Genomic DNA, 17,739 nt, shown 5'->3' on the forward strand with positions numbered 1-17,739 from the left:
TCACATTGGCTTTCTTACGATTATCTGACCTATTTAAAGTAATATTAGCTGTTATACGCTAATAAGTAGGTTTTTTGACTATTGATTAGTCTGCTCGGCCCATATAGCGACGTTCAGCAATATGAATGCGAACTTTATCGCCAGTGGAAAGATATTCAGGAACCTGAATAACTAGCCCTGTTGGCAAGGTTGCTGGTTTAGTACGAGCACTTGCAGAAGCACCTTTAATACCAGGAACAGTTTCAACAATTTCCATATCAACAGTTTGTGGCAATTCTAATGCTAAAACTTGACCATCCATTGTTAATACTTGCATTCCCGCCAAGCCTTCCTCAGGAATAAACAGTAATTCATCTTCAATTTGATCTTTTTTGAAGGTATACGGTGTGTAATCTTCATTGTCCATAAAGATATATTCATCACCATCAATGTAAGAAAAGCTAACAGGGCGACGCGTTAAACTGATGGTATCAATCATATCATCGCCTTTAAATCGCTCTTCTACTTTCTGGCCTGTACGGATATCAGTAAAACGCATTTTGTACAGTGTACTTGCACCACGAGCACTTGGTGCTTGGATATCGATATCTTTTACCAGTAATAACTTGTTGTTATAACTAACAGCCATACCACGTTTAATTTCATTGGCTTTTGCCATATAAAACCTTCCATTAAATAACATTGATGATAATGGCGACAAAATTACTCGCAGTGCAGAAACTTGGCAAGTTATTCACGCAATTTTTTATAAGATTTGATGAAAAACTAAAGCCAGCAACGCTGGCTTTAGTGAAGCGATTAGCGATAGATAGGAAGAAGATTAAAGTTTGCTAAAATATGTGCGGTAGCATTGATGATACCAAATAAAATAACAAATCCAATCATAAACATACCACCAGGAGCTTTAAAGCTCTGCTCTTGATGACGCTGGCGACTGGCCTTTGCCATTAAGGCTGGAATAATTGCAGCCCAAATAGTTGCTGCCAGTCCTGCAAATCCAATGGCATATAAGAAACCATCAGGGAAGATAATGGCTAAAATTGTCGGTGGTATAAACGTCACTAGTGCAGATTTAAATCGGCCACTTCCTGTATTTGAGAACTTAAAGAAGTCTGCTAAGTAATCGAATAATCCTAATGAGACGCCTAAGAATGAACTTGCTAATGCCATATAAGAGAACAAGTCTAATAACATTGATACAGTGGCATTGGCGGTTGTTGAGCGCATTTGTGCTAATAAGTTACCAATATTCCCACCATCAGCAATCACTTGCTTGAATCCTTCACGAGGAATATTACCTTGTACAACAAACTGCCATAAAATATAAATTGCCAGTGAAATCAGTGTACCAGTCAACAAGCTTTTCATAACGGCTTTGCCATCTTTGCGGTAATACGTTACTAAGCCTGGAATATTGCCGTGATAACCAAATGAGGTTAACAAATAAGGTAATGCAGCTAAAGCATAAGGCAAGTAGCTTGCATTGCTTTCATTGGTGTTAAATAGCACTGGCATTTTCACTTCCGTAAATAGGCCACCAATGGCTAATACAAAGGCAATTACCATACCGCCAATTAAAATAGTGCTTAATCTATCCACTGCACGTGTTGATAACCAAACAAAAAAAGCAACAATTAATGCAAAGACTAAACCCGCGATAGCTTGGGGTAGGCTGATCACTTCTGCAAAGTTTTGCACGATAATGGAACTGCCTGCTGAAATATAAGCGTAAGTTAAAATATAAAGAACAAACGCAATAGATAGCCCATTAATCGTACTCCAGCCTTTTCCTAATAAGTCTTTAGTAATGGTATGAAAGCTTGAGCCTAAAGGATAATGAAGATTCACTTCTAAGATCATTAATCCAGACATAAATAGGCAAAACCAAGTATAAATTAATAGAAAAATAGACCCGGTAAACCAGACACCAGAAGTCACAATCGGAATGGAAAACATGCCAGCACCGACAGCGGTACCTGCAATGATCATTGCGCCACCAAGTATGGATGGACGCTTTGTTATTGATGTGACTTCTGACATAGGATGTCCTTATTAAATTGAATCTATGTACTAGCTTGATGGTGTAAAGAATACACGTTTGTATTCAGAGTGTAAATAGAGGTTATTGTGCTTTATAAAAGAAAAAAGTGAGTAAAAATAATACAGTAGAAGAGGGTGATTATATAAATCAATAGATTAGAGTAAGGATTATCAGAAATGATAAAGAAATCGAGAGTTAAATAAGTGGTTTTTTAAGCAAGATTAAACGTTGAAACCATTATTCTGAACAAAAGATATTCAGAATAATGAAAGTGATAGAGGGGAATTAGCCTTGGTAAAACTGTTTGTTTTTCCATAATGTAATCGAATTACGGCTGGCTTCAAAATGAGGTTCAGGCAAATTATTCGGTGAACACCAGCGGATCTCAGAACATTTATCTGGCTCCATTAATTTTGGCTCATCGCCTTGGTATTGTGCAATCATACAAATAGAAACCGTGTGTTTACCTTCTAATTGGTAAGTTTCTAAATTATTACTAATACCTATTACTTGAGGTGATGTAATAGTAATGCCAATTTCTTCTTTTATTTCGCGAATGGCGCATTGTTCAAAAGTTTCACCATGATCGACATGACCACCAAAAATTGACCAATAAGGTGCATGTGTTCCACAGCGTTTTCCTAATAACACTTCACCTTTTTCATTTACAATAATCACGCCAACACCGACCACGACTGACATTATAGGCTCCTTATTTTTTATATAGTTATTGATCACGGATAGCTAAGTCATTTTTTATGAGCATTATTGTCCTTGGAGAAGAGTAAGAGTCAAGAAGAACCGATGCAATTTCACTGAATAAAAGGTTAATTGATGCTATATATATCACTCAAAATATTCATAATAAAAAATGATTGGGGAGAGAAGGCATGAGGCGCCGTGTCGCTACGATCACCTTAAACCCTGCTTATGATCTTGTTGGTGCTTGTCCAGCTATTGATGTAGGTGGTGTTAATTTAGTCCGAACTGCTGGACTTAATCCTGCTGGTAAAGGTAATAATGTCGCGAAAGTCTTACGTGATTTGGGAATAGATATTACCGTCAGCGGATTTATGGGACGCGAAAATCAAGAAGAGTTTCAGCATTTTTTTAGTGAAAATGGGATGGCCAACCGCTTTTATCTGGTATCTGGCCGTACTCGCATTAATGTGAAATTGACTGAAGGAAAAGGGCAGGTTACTGATTTTAATTTTTCAGGGTTTACAGTATCACCACAAGATTGGCAACGCTTTGTAGCAGACTCACTTAATTGGCTGGGGCATTTTGATATGGTGGTTGTTAGCGGCAGCCTACCGAATGGTGTTGATCCTGAAGCCTTTACACAGTGGATGATTAAATTAAGGCAGTTGTGCCCTTGTATTATCTTTGATAGTAGTCGTGATGCTTTAGTGGCGGGATTAAAAGCCGCACCTTGGTTAATAAAACCGAACCACAGGGAGTTAGAAGCCTGGGTTGGGCATTCGCTGACTGAAATGACAGATATTATTAAAGCAGCGCATCAACTGCGAGATAAAGGTATTGCACATGTCGTTATTTCTCTGGGTGAAAGGGGGGCATTATGGGTAAATGCATCTGGTGCATGGCTGGCAAAACCACCATATTGTGATGTGATAAGCACTGTTGGCGCGGGAGATTCAATGGTTGCAGGATTAGTCTATGGCTTATTAATGAGTCAAACGAGTGAGCATACATTGCGTCTTGCCACCGCTATTTCTGCGTTATCAGTCAGTCAGCCTGATGTTGGAATTAAAGATAGAAGTCAACTTGCTCAGATGATGACAAAAATTGAGTTAACCGCAATTAAGTAATGCTATTTGCGGTTTATTTTGAGGTAAACCGCAAAGAATACCAAATTTAGGCTTGTTGTGATTTTAACCAAGCAATTTCTTCAGGCCAAATGTCAGGATTAATGGTTTCTAAAATCAGCGGAATACCATCAAAACGTTTATCTTGCATAATATAACTAAAAGGTACTTTACCAATATTACCTTCGCCTAAGCTATGGTGACGGTCAACTCGACTTGCTAGTTCACTTTTAGCATCATTTAAGTGCATCGCTTTTAAGTATTGAAAGCCGACAATCTTTTCAAATTCAGCGAATGTTTTTTCGCAATCTTCAATCGTTCTTAGATCATAACCAGCGGCGAAAGTGTGGCAAGTATCAATACAAACGCCAACACGAGATTTATCTTCTATACCATCAATAATAGCGGCTAGATGTTCAAAACGATAACCTAAATTTGTTCCTTGCCCTGCGGTATTTTCAATCACGGCAGTGACATTTTTAGTTTTTTCTAAAGTGATGTTAATTGATTGGGCAATTTTTTGTAGGCACTTATCAACATCAATCTTATTTAAATGACTTCCTGGATGGAAATTCAGTAACTCGATACCCAGTTGTTCACAACGTTGCATTTCATCTAGAAATGCATCTCTCGATTTTTCGAGAGCATCTTCTTCAGGATGGCCTAAATTAATGAGATAACTGTCATGAGGTAAAATTTGAGAAGGAGTATAATTATAAAGTTCACAGTTCTTTTTAAATTTATCAATGACTTCTGTGGATAATGGTGCGGTTTTCCACTGACGCTGATTCTTAGTAAAAAGGGCAAATGCAGTCGCTTTTATTTCATGTGCGCGTAATACCGCCTGATCGACGCCACCAGCAGCACTGACATGTGCACCAACAAATTTCATTATTTCTCTCCTTAGATTTATTTTACACCATGATAACAAACATACCGCGTATAACATCATATTGAGATGATAAAAGCAAAAAAGCGCAACTAAAAATAGTTGCGCAATCTAAAAATACTTCTCAAGGCGAAATTTAAAAGGAGATTATTTTTAATCGATATTCCTACTAAGACATTAGCACAGTTTGAATAAAGATATTAATCATCGCACCACCAAGGGTTAACCAGAAAAATAAGAATAACGCTAACAATAACGGTTTAACACCAGCTTGTCGGATAGCACTAATATGTGTAGTTAAACCTAATGCCACCATGGCCATTGCTAATAGAATGGTATCGATAGTCACAATGTAATTAACAATAGACGCTGGAATTAAATTCAAAGAGTTAAAGCCAGCCATTAAAATAAAGAAGACAGCAAACCAAGGAATTGTAATAGGGCTTTTTTCAGCAGCTTGTGCGCCATTGTTTGCCTTACTTTTCTTTTTACTTAAATAAGTTGAAAGAATAATTAAGAACGGTGCTAGCATCATTACGCGGATCATTTTACTAATAACTGCTGCATTTTCAGCATCAGGGCTAATAGAGTGCCCTACTGCGACAACTTGAGCCACTTCGTGAATTGTTGAACCGGAGAAAATGCCAAAGGTTTCTTCTGTAAATGGTAGCCAGCCTGCAAACGCATTTAAGTGATAGAACCAAGGATAAAGAAAAATACCAATAGTGCCGAAAATCACAACAGTAGAAACCGCAACAGCGACTTGGCTTGCTTGTGCTTTAACAACAGGCTCTGTTGCCATAACAGCCGCAGCACCACAAATACTGCTACCTGCACCAATTAAAATCACAGTTTGTTCATCTAAGCCGAAATATTTTCGACCAATCCACATTGCAATAAGAAAAGTCGATGCCAGCATAATCGCATCTATAATTAAACCTGTTGCGCCCACATCTGCAATTTGCTGAAAAGTCAGTCTAAAACCGTACAAAATAATACCTGTACGTAATAAATAGTGTTTAGCAAATTTGACACCTTCTTCACTATAAGGTTTTGCAACAGGATAAAAGGTATTACCTACAATAATACCGAATAGGATTGCTAGCGTTAATGCGCCTAACCCCATGCTAGAAAACCAAGGAATATCACCAATATAAATAGCAAGCGCAGTTAATACGCCTGTTAGTAATAAACCAGGAAGCCAGCGATAGATTGGAGTAAAACATTTTTTCGCCAATGTAATAGATTGACTTTGCTCTGACATAGAAAAACCTTGCTTATATGAATTTTGCATAAGCATATAACAATCAATCTTATTTATTAAACTCATTATTTTTATAATAATAACCAGTAAAATTAATATCGGTGTATTTTCTTAAATGTACTTGGTATGTTACTGGTTTGTGGATAGTATGTTATTACAATGATGGCTCAAGGGTGGAATGGATATGCGAATTACGTTGCGGCAACTGGAAGTCTTTACTGAAGTTCTCAAGAGTGGTTCTACAACGCAAGCATCACAACAGCTTGCTTTATCTCAATCTGCTGTCAGTGCATCTTTAACTGATCTCGAAAGCCAACTAGGTGTACAGCTTTTTGATAGGGTGGGAAAACGGCTTGTCACAAATGAACATGGGCGATTACTTTATCCCAGAGCATTATCTTTACTTGAACGAGCAACTGAAGTGGAGCAGTTATTCCAAGCAGGAAATGGTGCTTTACGCATTGCTGCAAGTACAACGATAGGTAATTATATTTTGCCTCAAATGCTGGGGAATTTTCATCGTAATTATCCTGATATTCCACTAGAAATGAGCATTGGAAATACTGAGGAAGTCGTTAAATTAGTGAGCGAATTCCGTGTTGATTTAGGGTTAATTGAAGGTGCTTGCCAAAGTTCTGAGTTGATTAGCCAGAAATGGCTTTTAGATGAAATGGTTATTTTTTGCTCACCCGAACATCCGTTAGCTAAAATTCCAAAAGTGACTTTAACTGATTTACAGTCAGCACCTTGGATTTTACGAGAAAATGGTTCGGGAACGCGAGATGTACTTAACCACCTTCTATTTGCTTCTTTACCGGGTTACCGCATTGAAATGGAATTAGGTAACTCAGAAGCGATTAAACATGCTGTGATGTATGAAATGGGGATCAGCTGTTTATCTCGCCGAGTTATTGAAGAGCAGATTAATAATGGCTCATTAAAAGAGATAAAAGTAGAAGGGCTGACCTTACAACGAACTTTATATCTTGTATATCATCGTCAAAAACATGTCTCTGATGCACTGAAAAAACTGCTGATGTATTGTAACGCTGAACACTTAATCGGCAATTTTTCATAAATTGCTAATAATGGACGCTCGATCATGAAGGTATCTTATAATCCTAGATCCTTGCTATTCACGAACGACAGATTTGCTACAATCCTCGTCAGAAAAGTGAATATAAAAGTGGAATGTTATGTCAGAACAACAAAATAGTACTGCTGGTTCGGGCGCAGTACGCACTTTGCGCCGAGAGTTAAAAGCGCGACATTTAGCGATGATCGCTATTGGTGGTTCAATTGGTACAGGGCTTTTTGTCGCATCAGGTGCAACTGTTGCTCAAGCAGGGCCAGGTGGGGCATTACTCTCATATGCTTTAATTGGATTAATGGTCTATTTTCTAATGACAAGCCTTGGAGAATTAGCCGCATTTATGCCTGTTTCCGGCTCATTCTCAACATACGGTTCTAAGTATGTAGAAGAAGGTTTTGGTTTCGCATTAGGCTGGAATTATTGGTATAACTGGGCAGTTACCATTGCTGTTGACCTTGTTGCTGCACAATTAGTGATGCTCTATTGGTTCCCTGATGTTGATGGGTGGATCTGGAGTGCTCTATTTCTGGGCGTTATTTTCTTGCTCAACTATATCTCTGTAAAAGGATTTGGTGAGGCAGAGTATTGGTTCTCATTAATCAAAGTTTCCACAGTAATTATTTTTATTATTGTGGGTATTGCAATGATCACTGGCATTATGAAAGGTGCCGAAAACGCAGGTTGGCATAATTGGGAAATTGGTGATGCACCTTTTGCGGGGGGATTTGCCGCCATGATTGGTGTTGCCATGATTGTTGGTTTCTCATTTCAAGGTACAGAATTAATTGGTATTGCAGCGGGTGAATCTAAAGATCCAGCTAAAAATATTCCAAAAGCTGTGCGTAAAGTCTTCTGGCGTATCTTATTATTTTATATCTTCGCGATTTTAATTATTAGCTTAATTATCCCTTACACTGATCCTAGTTTACTGCGTAATGAGGTAGGTGATATTAGCGTTAGTCCATTCACGCTAGTCTTTAAAAATGCGGGATTATTGTCTGCGGCTGCCATCATGAATGCGGTTATCTTAACAGCGGTACTTTCTGCGGGTAACTCAGGTATGTATGCATCAACGCGTATGCTGTTTACATTAGCAAGAGAAGGCAAAGCACCAAAATGTTTTGGTAAATTGTCTAAAAATGGTGTGCCACGTAATGCACTTTATGCAACAACTGTTGTTGCGGGCCTATGTTTCTTAAGCTCAATGTATGGAAACCAAACTGTCTACTTGTGGTTATTAAACACGTCAGGAATGACGGGCTTTATTGCCTGGTTAGGTATTGCGATTAGTCATTATCGTTTCCGTAAAGGTTATGTTGCACAAGGTCGTGATTTAAATGACTTACCTTATCGTTCCGGCTTCTTTCCAATTGGTCCTATTTTTGCCTTTATATTGTGTTTAATTATTACATTAGGCCAGAATTACCAAGCTTTCTTAGAAGATACGATTGATTGGTATGGTGTAATTGCAACCTATATTGGTATCCCATTATTTTTATTGATTTGGTTTACTTATAAGATTGTGAAGAAAACTCGCTTTATTCGTTATAACGAAATGGAATTTCCAACACATATTGCGAATAAAAAATAACCAATAAATCAAGTTATTAAAACGCTCGTTTTGTGATGACAATCACTATAAAACGGGCGTTTTTTTATTTTTTAACCCGTCAATTATAGAAAAGATACAAAAAAGTCTAATTATATTACCAATCGCATTGATAATAGTTATTATTTGCTTTATTGTTAGCGTGTAATTTATTTGTTGAAAATAAAATAATGACGCTATTGGTTGTAATTTATATGATTAATGTAATGGTTCTAATAAGAATTAGTTTTTTTAGTGCTCAATGTCACCAACCAATAACTTATCGAAATATAATAAGTTATATAATGAATATCTTCTACCGTATAATTATTGTGCGACCCATCTCCTTTATGAATAAGTCGTCTCAAATTAATAATTTGTTTTTTGTACATAAAACACCGTTGATGAGTTATACGGTATGTTTTTGCCTATTGAGCGTATTGGCAGGAGCAGAAAAGAGTAGAAGAAAAACTAGGTACAATAATTGATATGAGCATTATATCAGAGAGACTTACTACACAAGAGCATGAAAAAAACACATCAGATAATGTGAAAACCCATTATCGAAAAATGATGAATAAACGCATGCTATGGTTAGGAATTATCGCTTTAATTATTTGTGGTTCTGTGGTGTTAGATTTCACCATGGGGCCTTCAGGCTTATCACTTGATAAATTATTAACAACCCTGTTTCAACCTGAGCTTGTTGATGCGGGTTCGCGAGTGATTGTATGGGATATCCGCTTACCTTATGCCTTAATGGCGGTGGTGGTAGGGATGTCGCTAGGACTAGCGGGGGCAGAAATGCAAACTATTCTAAATAACCCGTTAGCAAGCCCATTTACCCTCGGTTTATCAAATGCAGCTTCATTTGGTGCTGCATTAGCAATAGTTTCGGGTATTGGTATTCCGGGTATTCCTGACCAATGGTTTATTTCAGCGAATGCATTTCTCTTTGCACTCTTATCCGCTTTATTATTAGACGCAATAACGCGTTGGACTCGTGTTCCTACATCTGGAGTGGTGCTTTTTGGTATTGCAATGGTGTTTACCTTTAATGCATTAGTCTCAATGATGCAATTTATTGCAACAGAAGATACGCTCCAAGGTCTGGTTTTCTGGACTATGGGAAGTTTAACGCGTGCAACATGGGTAAAACTCGGTGTTATGGCGGGTGCCTTTGCTGTCATTATGGTGATTTCATGGATGAGTTCATGGAAATTAACTGCATTGCGATTAGGCGAAGATAGAGCGATTAGCTTTGGTATTGATGTAAAACGCTTAAGATTAGGCTCATTGCTACGGATCAGTATTTTAACAGCACTGGCTGTTGCTTTTGTCGGGCCTATTGCTTTTATTGGGTTAGTTGCCCCTCATATTGCCCGTATGATGTTCGGTGAAGATCATCGATTCTATCTGCCAGCAAGCGCATTAATCGGTGCTTTAGTTTTATCATTGGCGTCTATTGCTTCTAAAAATTTGATACCGGGTGTCATTATTCCAGTGGGTATTGTGACATCGCTGGTGGGTGTGCCATTTTTCCTCAGCATGATTTTGCGTCATAGAGGGAATATCTAATGATTGAAGGCTTAAAAATTCAAGATTTTAGCGCTGGCTATGCTAAACATCTCATCATTAAGGCACTGGATGTTGAGCCTTTACCAAAAGGGAAGGTCACCGTATTGTTGGGGCCAAATGGTAGCGGAAAATCAACATTACTAAGAGCATTGGCTGGATTAAATAAATCATCAGGTATTGTCAATTTAGATGGTAACGATCTCGCGTCGATGAATTTTGCTCAACGCGCTCAAAATGTAGTCTATTTGCCACAAACATTACCAGCGGGTGTTCATTTACATGTTTTAGAATCCATTATTGTGGCGCAGCGTGCTTCAGGTGGGTTACATAATGAACATAGTGAAGCCCAAGTAATGCACTTATTACGTCAATTAGGTATTGAGCATTTAGCATTACGTTATTTAGATGAATTATCGGGTGGTCAAAAACAATTAGTTGGGCTTGCTCAATCATTAATTAGACAACCTTCCTTATTATTATTGGATGAGCCATTAAGCGCGCTGGATCTTAATTACCAATATCATGTAATGGATTTAGTCGCTAAAGAAACACAGCGTAGAAATATTATTACTGTCGTGGTTGTTCACGATATTAATATTGCCTTACGACATGGCGAACATGTATTAATGTTGAAACAGGGACAATTAATTGCACAAGGCACGCCAGATAAGGTTATTACGGCACAAAGCCTTGCTGATGTTTATGGTGTTCAAGGTAGATTGGAATATTGTTCACAAGGAATACCTCAAATTATTATTGATGGTTTAGTGGATAAAATATAGAGAAGTAAAAGAGAAAGAGAGAAGAAGTAAATATAGGAATGCAGTAAATAGGGATAAAAAAATAATATTAAAATAACCAAGGGTAATTAAATTTATTACCTTAGTTTTTGAGCAACTGTCGATATATCCATCTATATAAAACTTAAAGAATATATTCTTGGAGAATCGGGAATGGTCGTGTTAAATAAAAATAAAATTGCGCTTGGCGTTGTTGCTGCTATTGCATCAAGTTTTGTTATGACTGCAACAGCAGAAAATGTAGAAAAACTGCTTGTTACAACGGCTTCTGGTTTTAAACAAACCGTCGAAGATGCCCCTGCATCTGTTTCTGTTGTCACTCGTGAACAATTAGAAACTAAGTCTTATCGTGACGTAACTGATGCACTAAAAGATGTACCAGGTGTATTAGTCACAGGCGGTGGAAGTAGTTCTGATATTAGTATTCGTGGTATGGATGCAAAATATACCATGATCTTGGTTGACGGTAAGCGTATTGCCTCGCGTGAAACGCGCCCTAATAGTGATAATGCCGGTATTGAACAAGGTTGGTTACCGCCGTTGCCTGCGATTGAACGTATTGAAGTTGTACGTGGCCCAATGTCTTCTTTATATGGTTCAGATGCAATGGGTGGGGTTATCAATATTATTACCCGTAAAGCGCAAAAAGAGTGGAACTTTAGTTTACGTGCCGATACCACACTGACTGAACGCAAAAACGAAGGTAACACAGGGCAAGGTAGCTTCTATGCAGCCGGCCCATTGGTTGAAAATCTTTTAGGTTTAAAAGTTCAAGGTCAATATTCTCACCGCGGTGAAGATAAGCGTATTAGTGGCTTTAACCGTCAAATCATGACAAGTGGAGGCGGTACCTTAAGCTGGACACCAGATGAGCAAAATACCGTTGAGTTTGAATTTAAAAAAGATAATCAACATCGTGATTCTCGAGTTTGGTATTCTAAATCTGCTGAACCAAGCCGAGGTAAACCAGCTGAAAGTAGCTTTACTGATTATGAACTAACCCATTATGCATTAACTCATGACGGTGTTTATGAGTTTGGTACCATGAATACTTATGTTCAGCGCGATGAAAGTCGTAACCCATCTCGTAAAATGGATTATGACGATACAACCGTACGTAATCAGACGGTCTTAACACTCGGTGATCACACTTTAAGTGTAGGGGGACAATACCGCTATGAAGAACTTAAAGATGAAGGAAATCATTTAGAAGGTAATAAGCTAGATCGTTATAGCTGGGCATTATTTGCTGAAGATGAATGGACAATGACCAATGATTTTGCCTTAACAGGTGGTCTGCGTATGGATAAAGATGAGAACTTTGGTACGCATTGGACTCCTCGAGTTTATGGCGTATGGCATATGGCTGATGAATGGACCTTAAAAGGCGGGGTGTCAACAGGTTACCGCTCACCTGATTTACGTCAAGCCACTTCAACATGGGGTCAAGTTACCGGTGGTGGACGTTTAGATGGTGTTATTTTCGGTAATGCCAACTTAAAACCTGAAAAATCAGTCACAGAAGAAGTGAGTCTTATCTGGGATAACCGAGATAATCTAAACGCAAGTATTACAGTTTATAATACTGATTTTAAAGATAAAATCATGGAGAAACGCGTTTGTGATAAAGACTCATCCAGACCATGTGAAGCGAGTGATGGTTTTGGTCATGTCTATGATTTCGTGAGTTCACGTGAAAACGTTGATAAAGCCAATATGCGCGGTGTTGAAGTCACTGGTAACTGGATTATTTCACCAGAATGGAATTTAGCGGCTAACTATACCTTTACCGACACGGAACAAAAAAGTGGTGACTTCAAAGGTAAGCCATTAAATAAACAACCACGTCATATGGCGAATGCAACCTTAAATTGGGAAACTACGCCAGAGATGGAAACATGGGCGCGTATTAACTTCCGTGGCAAAACCTCAAATTACTTAGCACGTACAGATATGGCGAAAGGCACACCTTCTTATGCCTTTGTTGATATTGGGACTAGCTACAGCTTAACCAAACAACTTAATGTAATTGGTGGGGTATATAACGTGTTTGATCGTCGTATTGAACGTGGCGATAACTTTGATTCAACATTAGAAGGTCGTCGTTACAATATCGGTTTGAACTATAACTTCTAATTTATTCCCCTCAGTTTGTGTCATTAAGACTCCACTTACGGAGTCTTTTTTTATCTCTGCTTTTCTAACATTTGATCAGAATTAACACTGGAAAGTTTAAGTATTGAGGTTTATATTTAGCTCAATAATTCATCTTACTCATCGCTTTATTCAGACAATTAGATTGTTATTTCTACTTATTATCAGTCATTTTTTTCTTAATTTATTCTCTTATTTTTAATTTATATAAAGTAGGCTGTTAAAAAATAGATACTTTTTATTAAAAGTCTATTTTTAGAGTTCAAAAGAAGTATGAGTTAACAAAACATTAGCATTAATCTTATTAATGTATTTTAAATGTTTTATTTTGATGATTTGTTGACGAAATTAATTTTAATATGATATTTAATTCTTATTTATCAATGCATTATATTTTTGTTCTTTCAGTGAAGTAATGACCTTTGAAATGTTTAAAACTTAAAAGTTGTGATAAAAGCACAATTGTTGTTAATAAAATGTAGCGTTATATGTTGACTTAGTTTGAGAATTAAAAAGATCGTAAAAAAAGGGGGTTTTTTGATGAAAATGTATTGCTATTTAAGTCTGAGACGTGCAAAATGCGCCCACTAAAAATATGACTGATGCGTTTAAAGTGCATCGGTTTTTTTTTGCGTTTTTACTTATTACTACACCAAGAGGTCAGATTCATTTGAGTCTGAATAGATAACATAATTTGATTAGCAGCCAGCCCCTTAGAGAAAGGGTTGTCATGATAGAGGAATGCTAATATGGTACAATTATTCTCTTTCGCAGTCGGGCCTAACGGCACTGCGGGCAACGATGACTACGGAGCACGGCGTCTCCTAAACACATACACATCCTTAAAAACTTCATTCTATTCTGTTTATAGGCAGATGCGAAGTCTTCCCAGTAACTGTCGGTTGAGTTTATCTAATACTCACACCGAAGTTATGGGAGGGTTCGCTAATGTCAGATAACGTTATCTCCTCTATCGGCACTAACCAAACAGGTGCTAACAATCGAGTTCAACTGCGTAAAACCTTGACACTAATGCAGGTAGTCATGATGGGGCTTGCTTTTTTACAGCCTATGACTATTTTCGATACATTTGGTATCGTTTCAGGCATTACTAATGGTCACGTAGCAACTTCGTATGCGATTGCATTGATTGCAATTTTATTTACCGCAGTAAGTTATGGAAAATTAGTTAAGCGTTTTCCTTCAGCAGGTTCTGCGTATACTTATGCTCAAAAATCCATGAGTCCTTATGTTGGGTTTATGGTAGGTTGGTCATCTTTACTCGACTATTTATTTATGCCAATGATCAATATTTTATTGGCGAAAATCTATTTACAAGCAATATTCCCGGGCGTTGAACCGTGGATCTTTGTATTTGGTTTAGTCGCTTTAATGACGTTCTTTAACCTGCGTGGTATTAACGTTGTTGCTAACTTAAATACAGCAATTGTTATTGTGCAAGTTGCAGTAATGGTTGTGTTTGTTGGATTACTTATTCACGGTGTTTATAACGGAGAAGGTGTAGGGGAGTTATGGACCTTTAGACCGTTTGCATCTGTGGATGCTGAATTGATACCAATGATAACTGGGGCAACAATACTCTGTTTCTCATTCTTAGGTTTTGACGGTATCAGTACATTATCAGAAGAGACACCAAATGCAGGTAACGTTATCCCTAAAGCGATTTTCTTAACTGCGCTGATTGGTGGGATTATCTTTATTGCAGTTTCTTACTTTTTACAATTGTATTTCCCAGATATTTCACGATTTAAAAATCCAGAGGAGTCACAACCTGAAATAATGCTGTATGTTGCTGGCGCTTTATTCCAGTCTATTATTTTAGTGTTCTCATGTGTGACTGTATTAGCTTCAGGTATGGCGGCTCACGCAGGTGTTGCTCGTTTGCTTTATGTTATGGGGCGTGATGGAGTATTCCCAGAAAAGACATTTGGTTACGTACATCCTAAGTGGCGTACACCGGCATTTAACGTGCTATTAGTCGGTTTCTTAGCCTTAGGTGCAGTGTTCTTTGATTTAGTGACTGCAACAGCATTAATTAACTTTGGTGCGTTAGTTGCGTTTACTTTCGTGAATTTATCTGTTATTTCACAGTTTTATATTCGTGAGCGCCGTAATAAAGGATTAATGGATCATATTAATTACCTGATATTACCTCTTATTGGTGCCGCGACAATGGGTGTCTTGTGGATAAACCTTGAGCCAGGCTCTATGGAGTTAGGTCTTGTTTGGGGCGCAATTGGTATACTTTATATGGTGTGGATCACTCGTCGATTCCGTCGACCGATGCCACAAATGCCAGAAAAGTAATGCTATAAAAATTGTTATAAAAAACAGTATAGAAATGGCTTCAGTAATGAAGCCATTTTTTTATGTTAAGTTTTTATTTTATATGAAACAAATATTTCAATAATAAATATTATTATTTAAATTTTTCAAATTAAAATAATATAAAATATAATTTATTTTAATTTTGATAATTTATTAAGTTTAACATTAATAAATTTATTAAGTGTTTTTTCTTATTATATACAGCTAATTTTTTAACATAGGTTAATTTTTTTAATCTTTATATTGTTAAAGCCACGGTATTTTATTTGTTATTTAATTTTTGATATTTACTTTACATGTTTTAATATTAATAATGTTAAAGATTAGATGTATCTTGAATAAATACAATTAAAAGCACAGACTCTATTTATTGCATAATATGAAAAAAATTATACTCTTTTTAAAGTTATGGGTGTTTTTTGCTCTATTTTATATTCCCATATCTTCAGCAGACGTTTCTGAAAAAATATCTGAAATCTTTAACCAACAACAGCAGCATAATCAAAGTCAACAAGAAGCTCTTTATCAGCAATTAATACCTGAAAGACCTAGTATATCTTTTGATATTAGCCAATACGAAGAAAAAGAGAATAAAACAGAAGAAAAACTCTGTTTTCAAATCGAGCACATTGAAATAACGAATGCAGAGGTTATTCCTCATTGGGTTAATTTGGCTCTTTTTAAGTCTGAATTTATAGGGCAATGCTTGGGGATAAGTGGAATAAATACCGTCGTCACTCGTATGCAAAATCGCCTATTAATGCATGGGTGGATCACCACGCGTATTGTTGTACCTGAACAAGATATTAGTCGTGGAACATTATATTTAACAATAGTTCCTGGCATTATTCGTAATGTTAAATTTACTGATGACTCTGATAAATACGCCTTGTTATATACCAGTATGCCTGCGCATAAAAAACAATTACTCGATTTACGAGATATTGAACAAGGGTTAGAAAACCTACAGCGATTACCGGTTGTGAGTGCTGAAATGGAAATTAAGCCTGGTGTAAATGCGGGTGAAAGCGATATTGTGATAAAGCGAAAACAATCTCGTTTCTGGCATACTTCATTATGGATCAATGATGCCGGATCACCCGCAACGGGGCGTTATCAAGGTGGTTTAATGTTAGCATTAGATAATCCTTTAGCACTGAGTGATTTGTTTTATTTATCAACAGAACGTGATTTAGACTTTGCTGGGAATAAAAATAATCAAAATATTATGGCGCATTATTCAATTCCTTTTGGCTATTGGTTATTTGATATTAACGCCTCTCAATACGATTATTCTCAAACAGTCGCTGGCCATATTAAAGACATTCTCTATTCAGGTGAAAGTGACAGTATTAATGCAGGTGTGTCATATACCCTTTTTCGTAATCAAAGCAGTAAAACGACATTACGCTATGGTATTCAAGCTAAAGTATTACGAAATTATATTGATAATACTGAAATTGAAATCCAACGCCGACGCGTTAGCCATTGGTTAATGAATCTTTCACATCGCCAATATTTTGGCTTTGGAACTTTGGAAAGTAGCATTAATTACCAAAAAGGAACACGCTGGTTTGGTTCAGTTGCAGCGTATGAAGAACAATATCGTGATAATTATTATGCAACAGATAAAGCCGATATTTTAACATGGCGTGCCGAATTAGATATTCCAATATCTATTGCTCAGCAGCAATTCAAATATCAATTAAATTACCGTAAACAAATGACACATGATGCATTAACACCCATTGATCAGTTTGCAATAGGTAATCGTTGGACTATTCGTGGATTTGATGGTGAAAGAACACTGAGTGCTAATGAAGGTTGGTTTATACAAAATACGTTAAGTTGGCGATATCCTGCATCAGAACAATTTATTTATCTTGGCGCAGATTATGGCGAGTTAAAAACAAATACAGATAATCCTCGATTATTAGGTAAACATCTTGCGGGTGGTGTTGTGGGTATAAAAGGTTCGTTATTTTCCTCCACAATAAAATATGATTCATTTATTGGCACACCATTATCTAAACCCGATGGGTTTAAAACGGATCATGTTAATTTAGGATTTAGTATTAACTTTAATTATTAAAATACAGAATTAACTCAAATATTAAATAAGAAATAATAATTAAATGAAATTTATATTGTCTTTTT

At 36.9% G+C, this 17,739-nt stretch carries 13 protein-coding genes; 8 read left to right on the top strand and 5 right to left on the bottom strand.

Annotated elements, in window-relative coordinates; genetic code table 11:
- Positions 1–85 precede the first annotated feature (85 nt).
- The 3 genes from yeiP to DK861_RS17260 form a co-directional block, all read right to left on the bottom strand.
- Positions 86–658: an elongation factor P-like protein YeiP gene (yeiP, locus tag DK861_RS17250; RefSeq protein WP_072062741.1), complete on the bottom strand. Its 573-nt coding sequence runs from the start codon at positions 656–658 to the stop codon at positions 86–88.
- Between the two features lie 140 nt (positions 659–798).
- On the bottom strand, positions 799–2,040 hold the full coding sequence (mtr, locus tag DK861_RS17255) for a tryptophan permease (RefSeq protein ID WP_006537307.1): 1,242 nt from the start codon (positions 2,038–2,040) through the stop codon (positions 799–801).
- A 286-nt stretch (positions 2,041–2,326) separates the two neighbouring features.
- Positions 2,327–2,743: an NUDIX domain-containing protein gene (locus DK861_RS17260; RefSeq protein ID WP_109400874.1), complete on the bottom strand. Its 417-nt coding sequence runs from the start codon at positions 2,741–2,743 to the stop codon at positions 2,327–2,329.
- Between the two features lie 188 nt (positions 2,744–2,931).
- Here DK861_RS17260 and fruK point away from each other — a divergent pair, with 188 nt between their 5' ends.
- Positions 2,932–3,870 carry a 1-phosphofructokinase gene (gene fruK, locus DK861_RS17265; RefSeq protein ID WP_072062738.1) on the top strand — a complete coding sequence of 313 codons (939 nt, stop codon included), beginning with the start codon at positions 2,932–2,934 and terminating at the stop codon, positions 3,868–3,870.
- A 46-nt stretch (positions 3,871–3,916) separates the two neighbouring features.
- On the opposite strand, the gene nfo is transcribed toward fruK, so the two are convergent.
- Both nfo and DK861_RS17275 read right to left on the bottom strand, forming a co-directional pair.
- A complete protein-coding gene (gene nfo / locus DK861_RS17270) occupies positions 3,917–4,759 on the bottom strand; it encodes a deoxyribonuclease IV (RefSeq protein WP_109400875.1) in 843 nt (280 codons plus the stop codon).
- Positions 4,760–4,925: 166 nt separating this feature from the next.
- Positions 4,926–6,020, bottom strand: coding sequence for a YeiH family protein (locus DK861_RS17275; protein WP_174704106.1), 1,095 nt, complete (start codon positions 6,018–6,020; stop codon positions 4,926–4,928).
- 184 nt (positions 6,021–6,204) lie between these two features.
- Here DK861_RS17275 and DK861_RS17280 point away from each other — a divergent pair, with 184 nt between their 5' ends.
- The 7 genes from DK861_RS17280 to DK861_RS17315 all read left to right on the top strand — a co-directional run bounded on the left by DK861_RS17280 (position 6,205) and on the right by DK861_RS17315 (position 17,674).
- A complete protein-coding gene (locus DK861_RS17280) occupies positions 6,205–7,098 on the top strand; it encodes a LysR family transcriptional regulator (protein WP_109400877.1) in 894 nt (297 codons plus the stop codon).
- 118 nt (positions 7,099–7,216) lie between these two features.
- Entirely contained in the window at positions 7,217–8,704 is a 1,488-nt protein-coding gene (locus DK861_RS17285) for an amino acid permease (RefSeq protein ID WP_006537299.1), read from the top strand.
- 486 nt (positions 8,705–9,190) lie between these two features.
- Positions 9,191–10,279: an iron ABC transporter permease gene (locus tag DK861_RS17290; protein WP_072062735.1), complete on the top strand. Its 1,089-nt coding sequence runs from the start codon at positions 9,191–9,193 to the stop codon at positions 10,277–10,279.
- Complete coding sequence (locus DK861_RS17295; RefSeq protein ID WP_072062734.1) at positions 10,279–11,061, top strand: ABC transporter ATP-binding protein; 783 nt, start codon at positions 10,279–10,281, stop codon at positions 11,059–11,061. Before DK861_RS17290 ends, DK861_RS17295 begins: the two co-directional genes overlap by 1 nt.
- A 171-nt stretch (positions 11,062–11,232) precedes the next feature.
- The gene (locus DK861_RS17300) at positions 11,233–13,215 is read left to right on the top strand and encodes a ligand-gated channel protein (RefSeq protein ID WP_109400878.1); all 1,983 of its coding nucleotides are present in this window, start codon (positions 11,233–11,235) and stop codon (positions 13,213–13,215) included.
- A 966-nt stretch (positions 13,216–14,181) separates the two neighbouring features.
- On the top strand, positions 14,182–15,561 hold the full coding sequence (locus tag DK861_RS17310; protein WP_072062731.1) for an APC family permease: 1,380 nt from the start codon (positions 14,182–14,184) through the stop codon (positions 15,559–15,561).
- 433 nt (positions 15,562–15,994) lie between these two features.
- Positions 15,995–17,674, top strand: a complete 1,680-nt coding sequence (locus DK861_RS17315; RefSeq protein ID WP_239452202.1) for a ShlB/FhaC/HecB family hemolysin secretion/activation protein — start codon at positions 15,995–15,997, stop codon at positions 17,672–17,674.
- Positions 17,675–17,739 lie beyond the last annotated feature (65 nt).

Origin of the sequence: Proteus sp. TJ1640 (assembly GCF_003144445.1) — a bacterium.
Lineage (GTDB): Bacteria > Pseudomonadota > Gammaproteobacteria > Enterobacterales > Enterobacteriaceae > Proteus > Proteus penneri.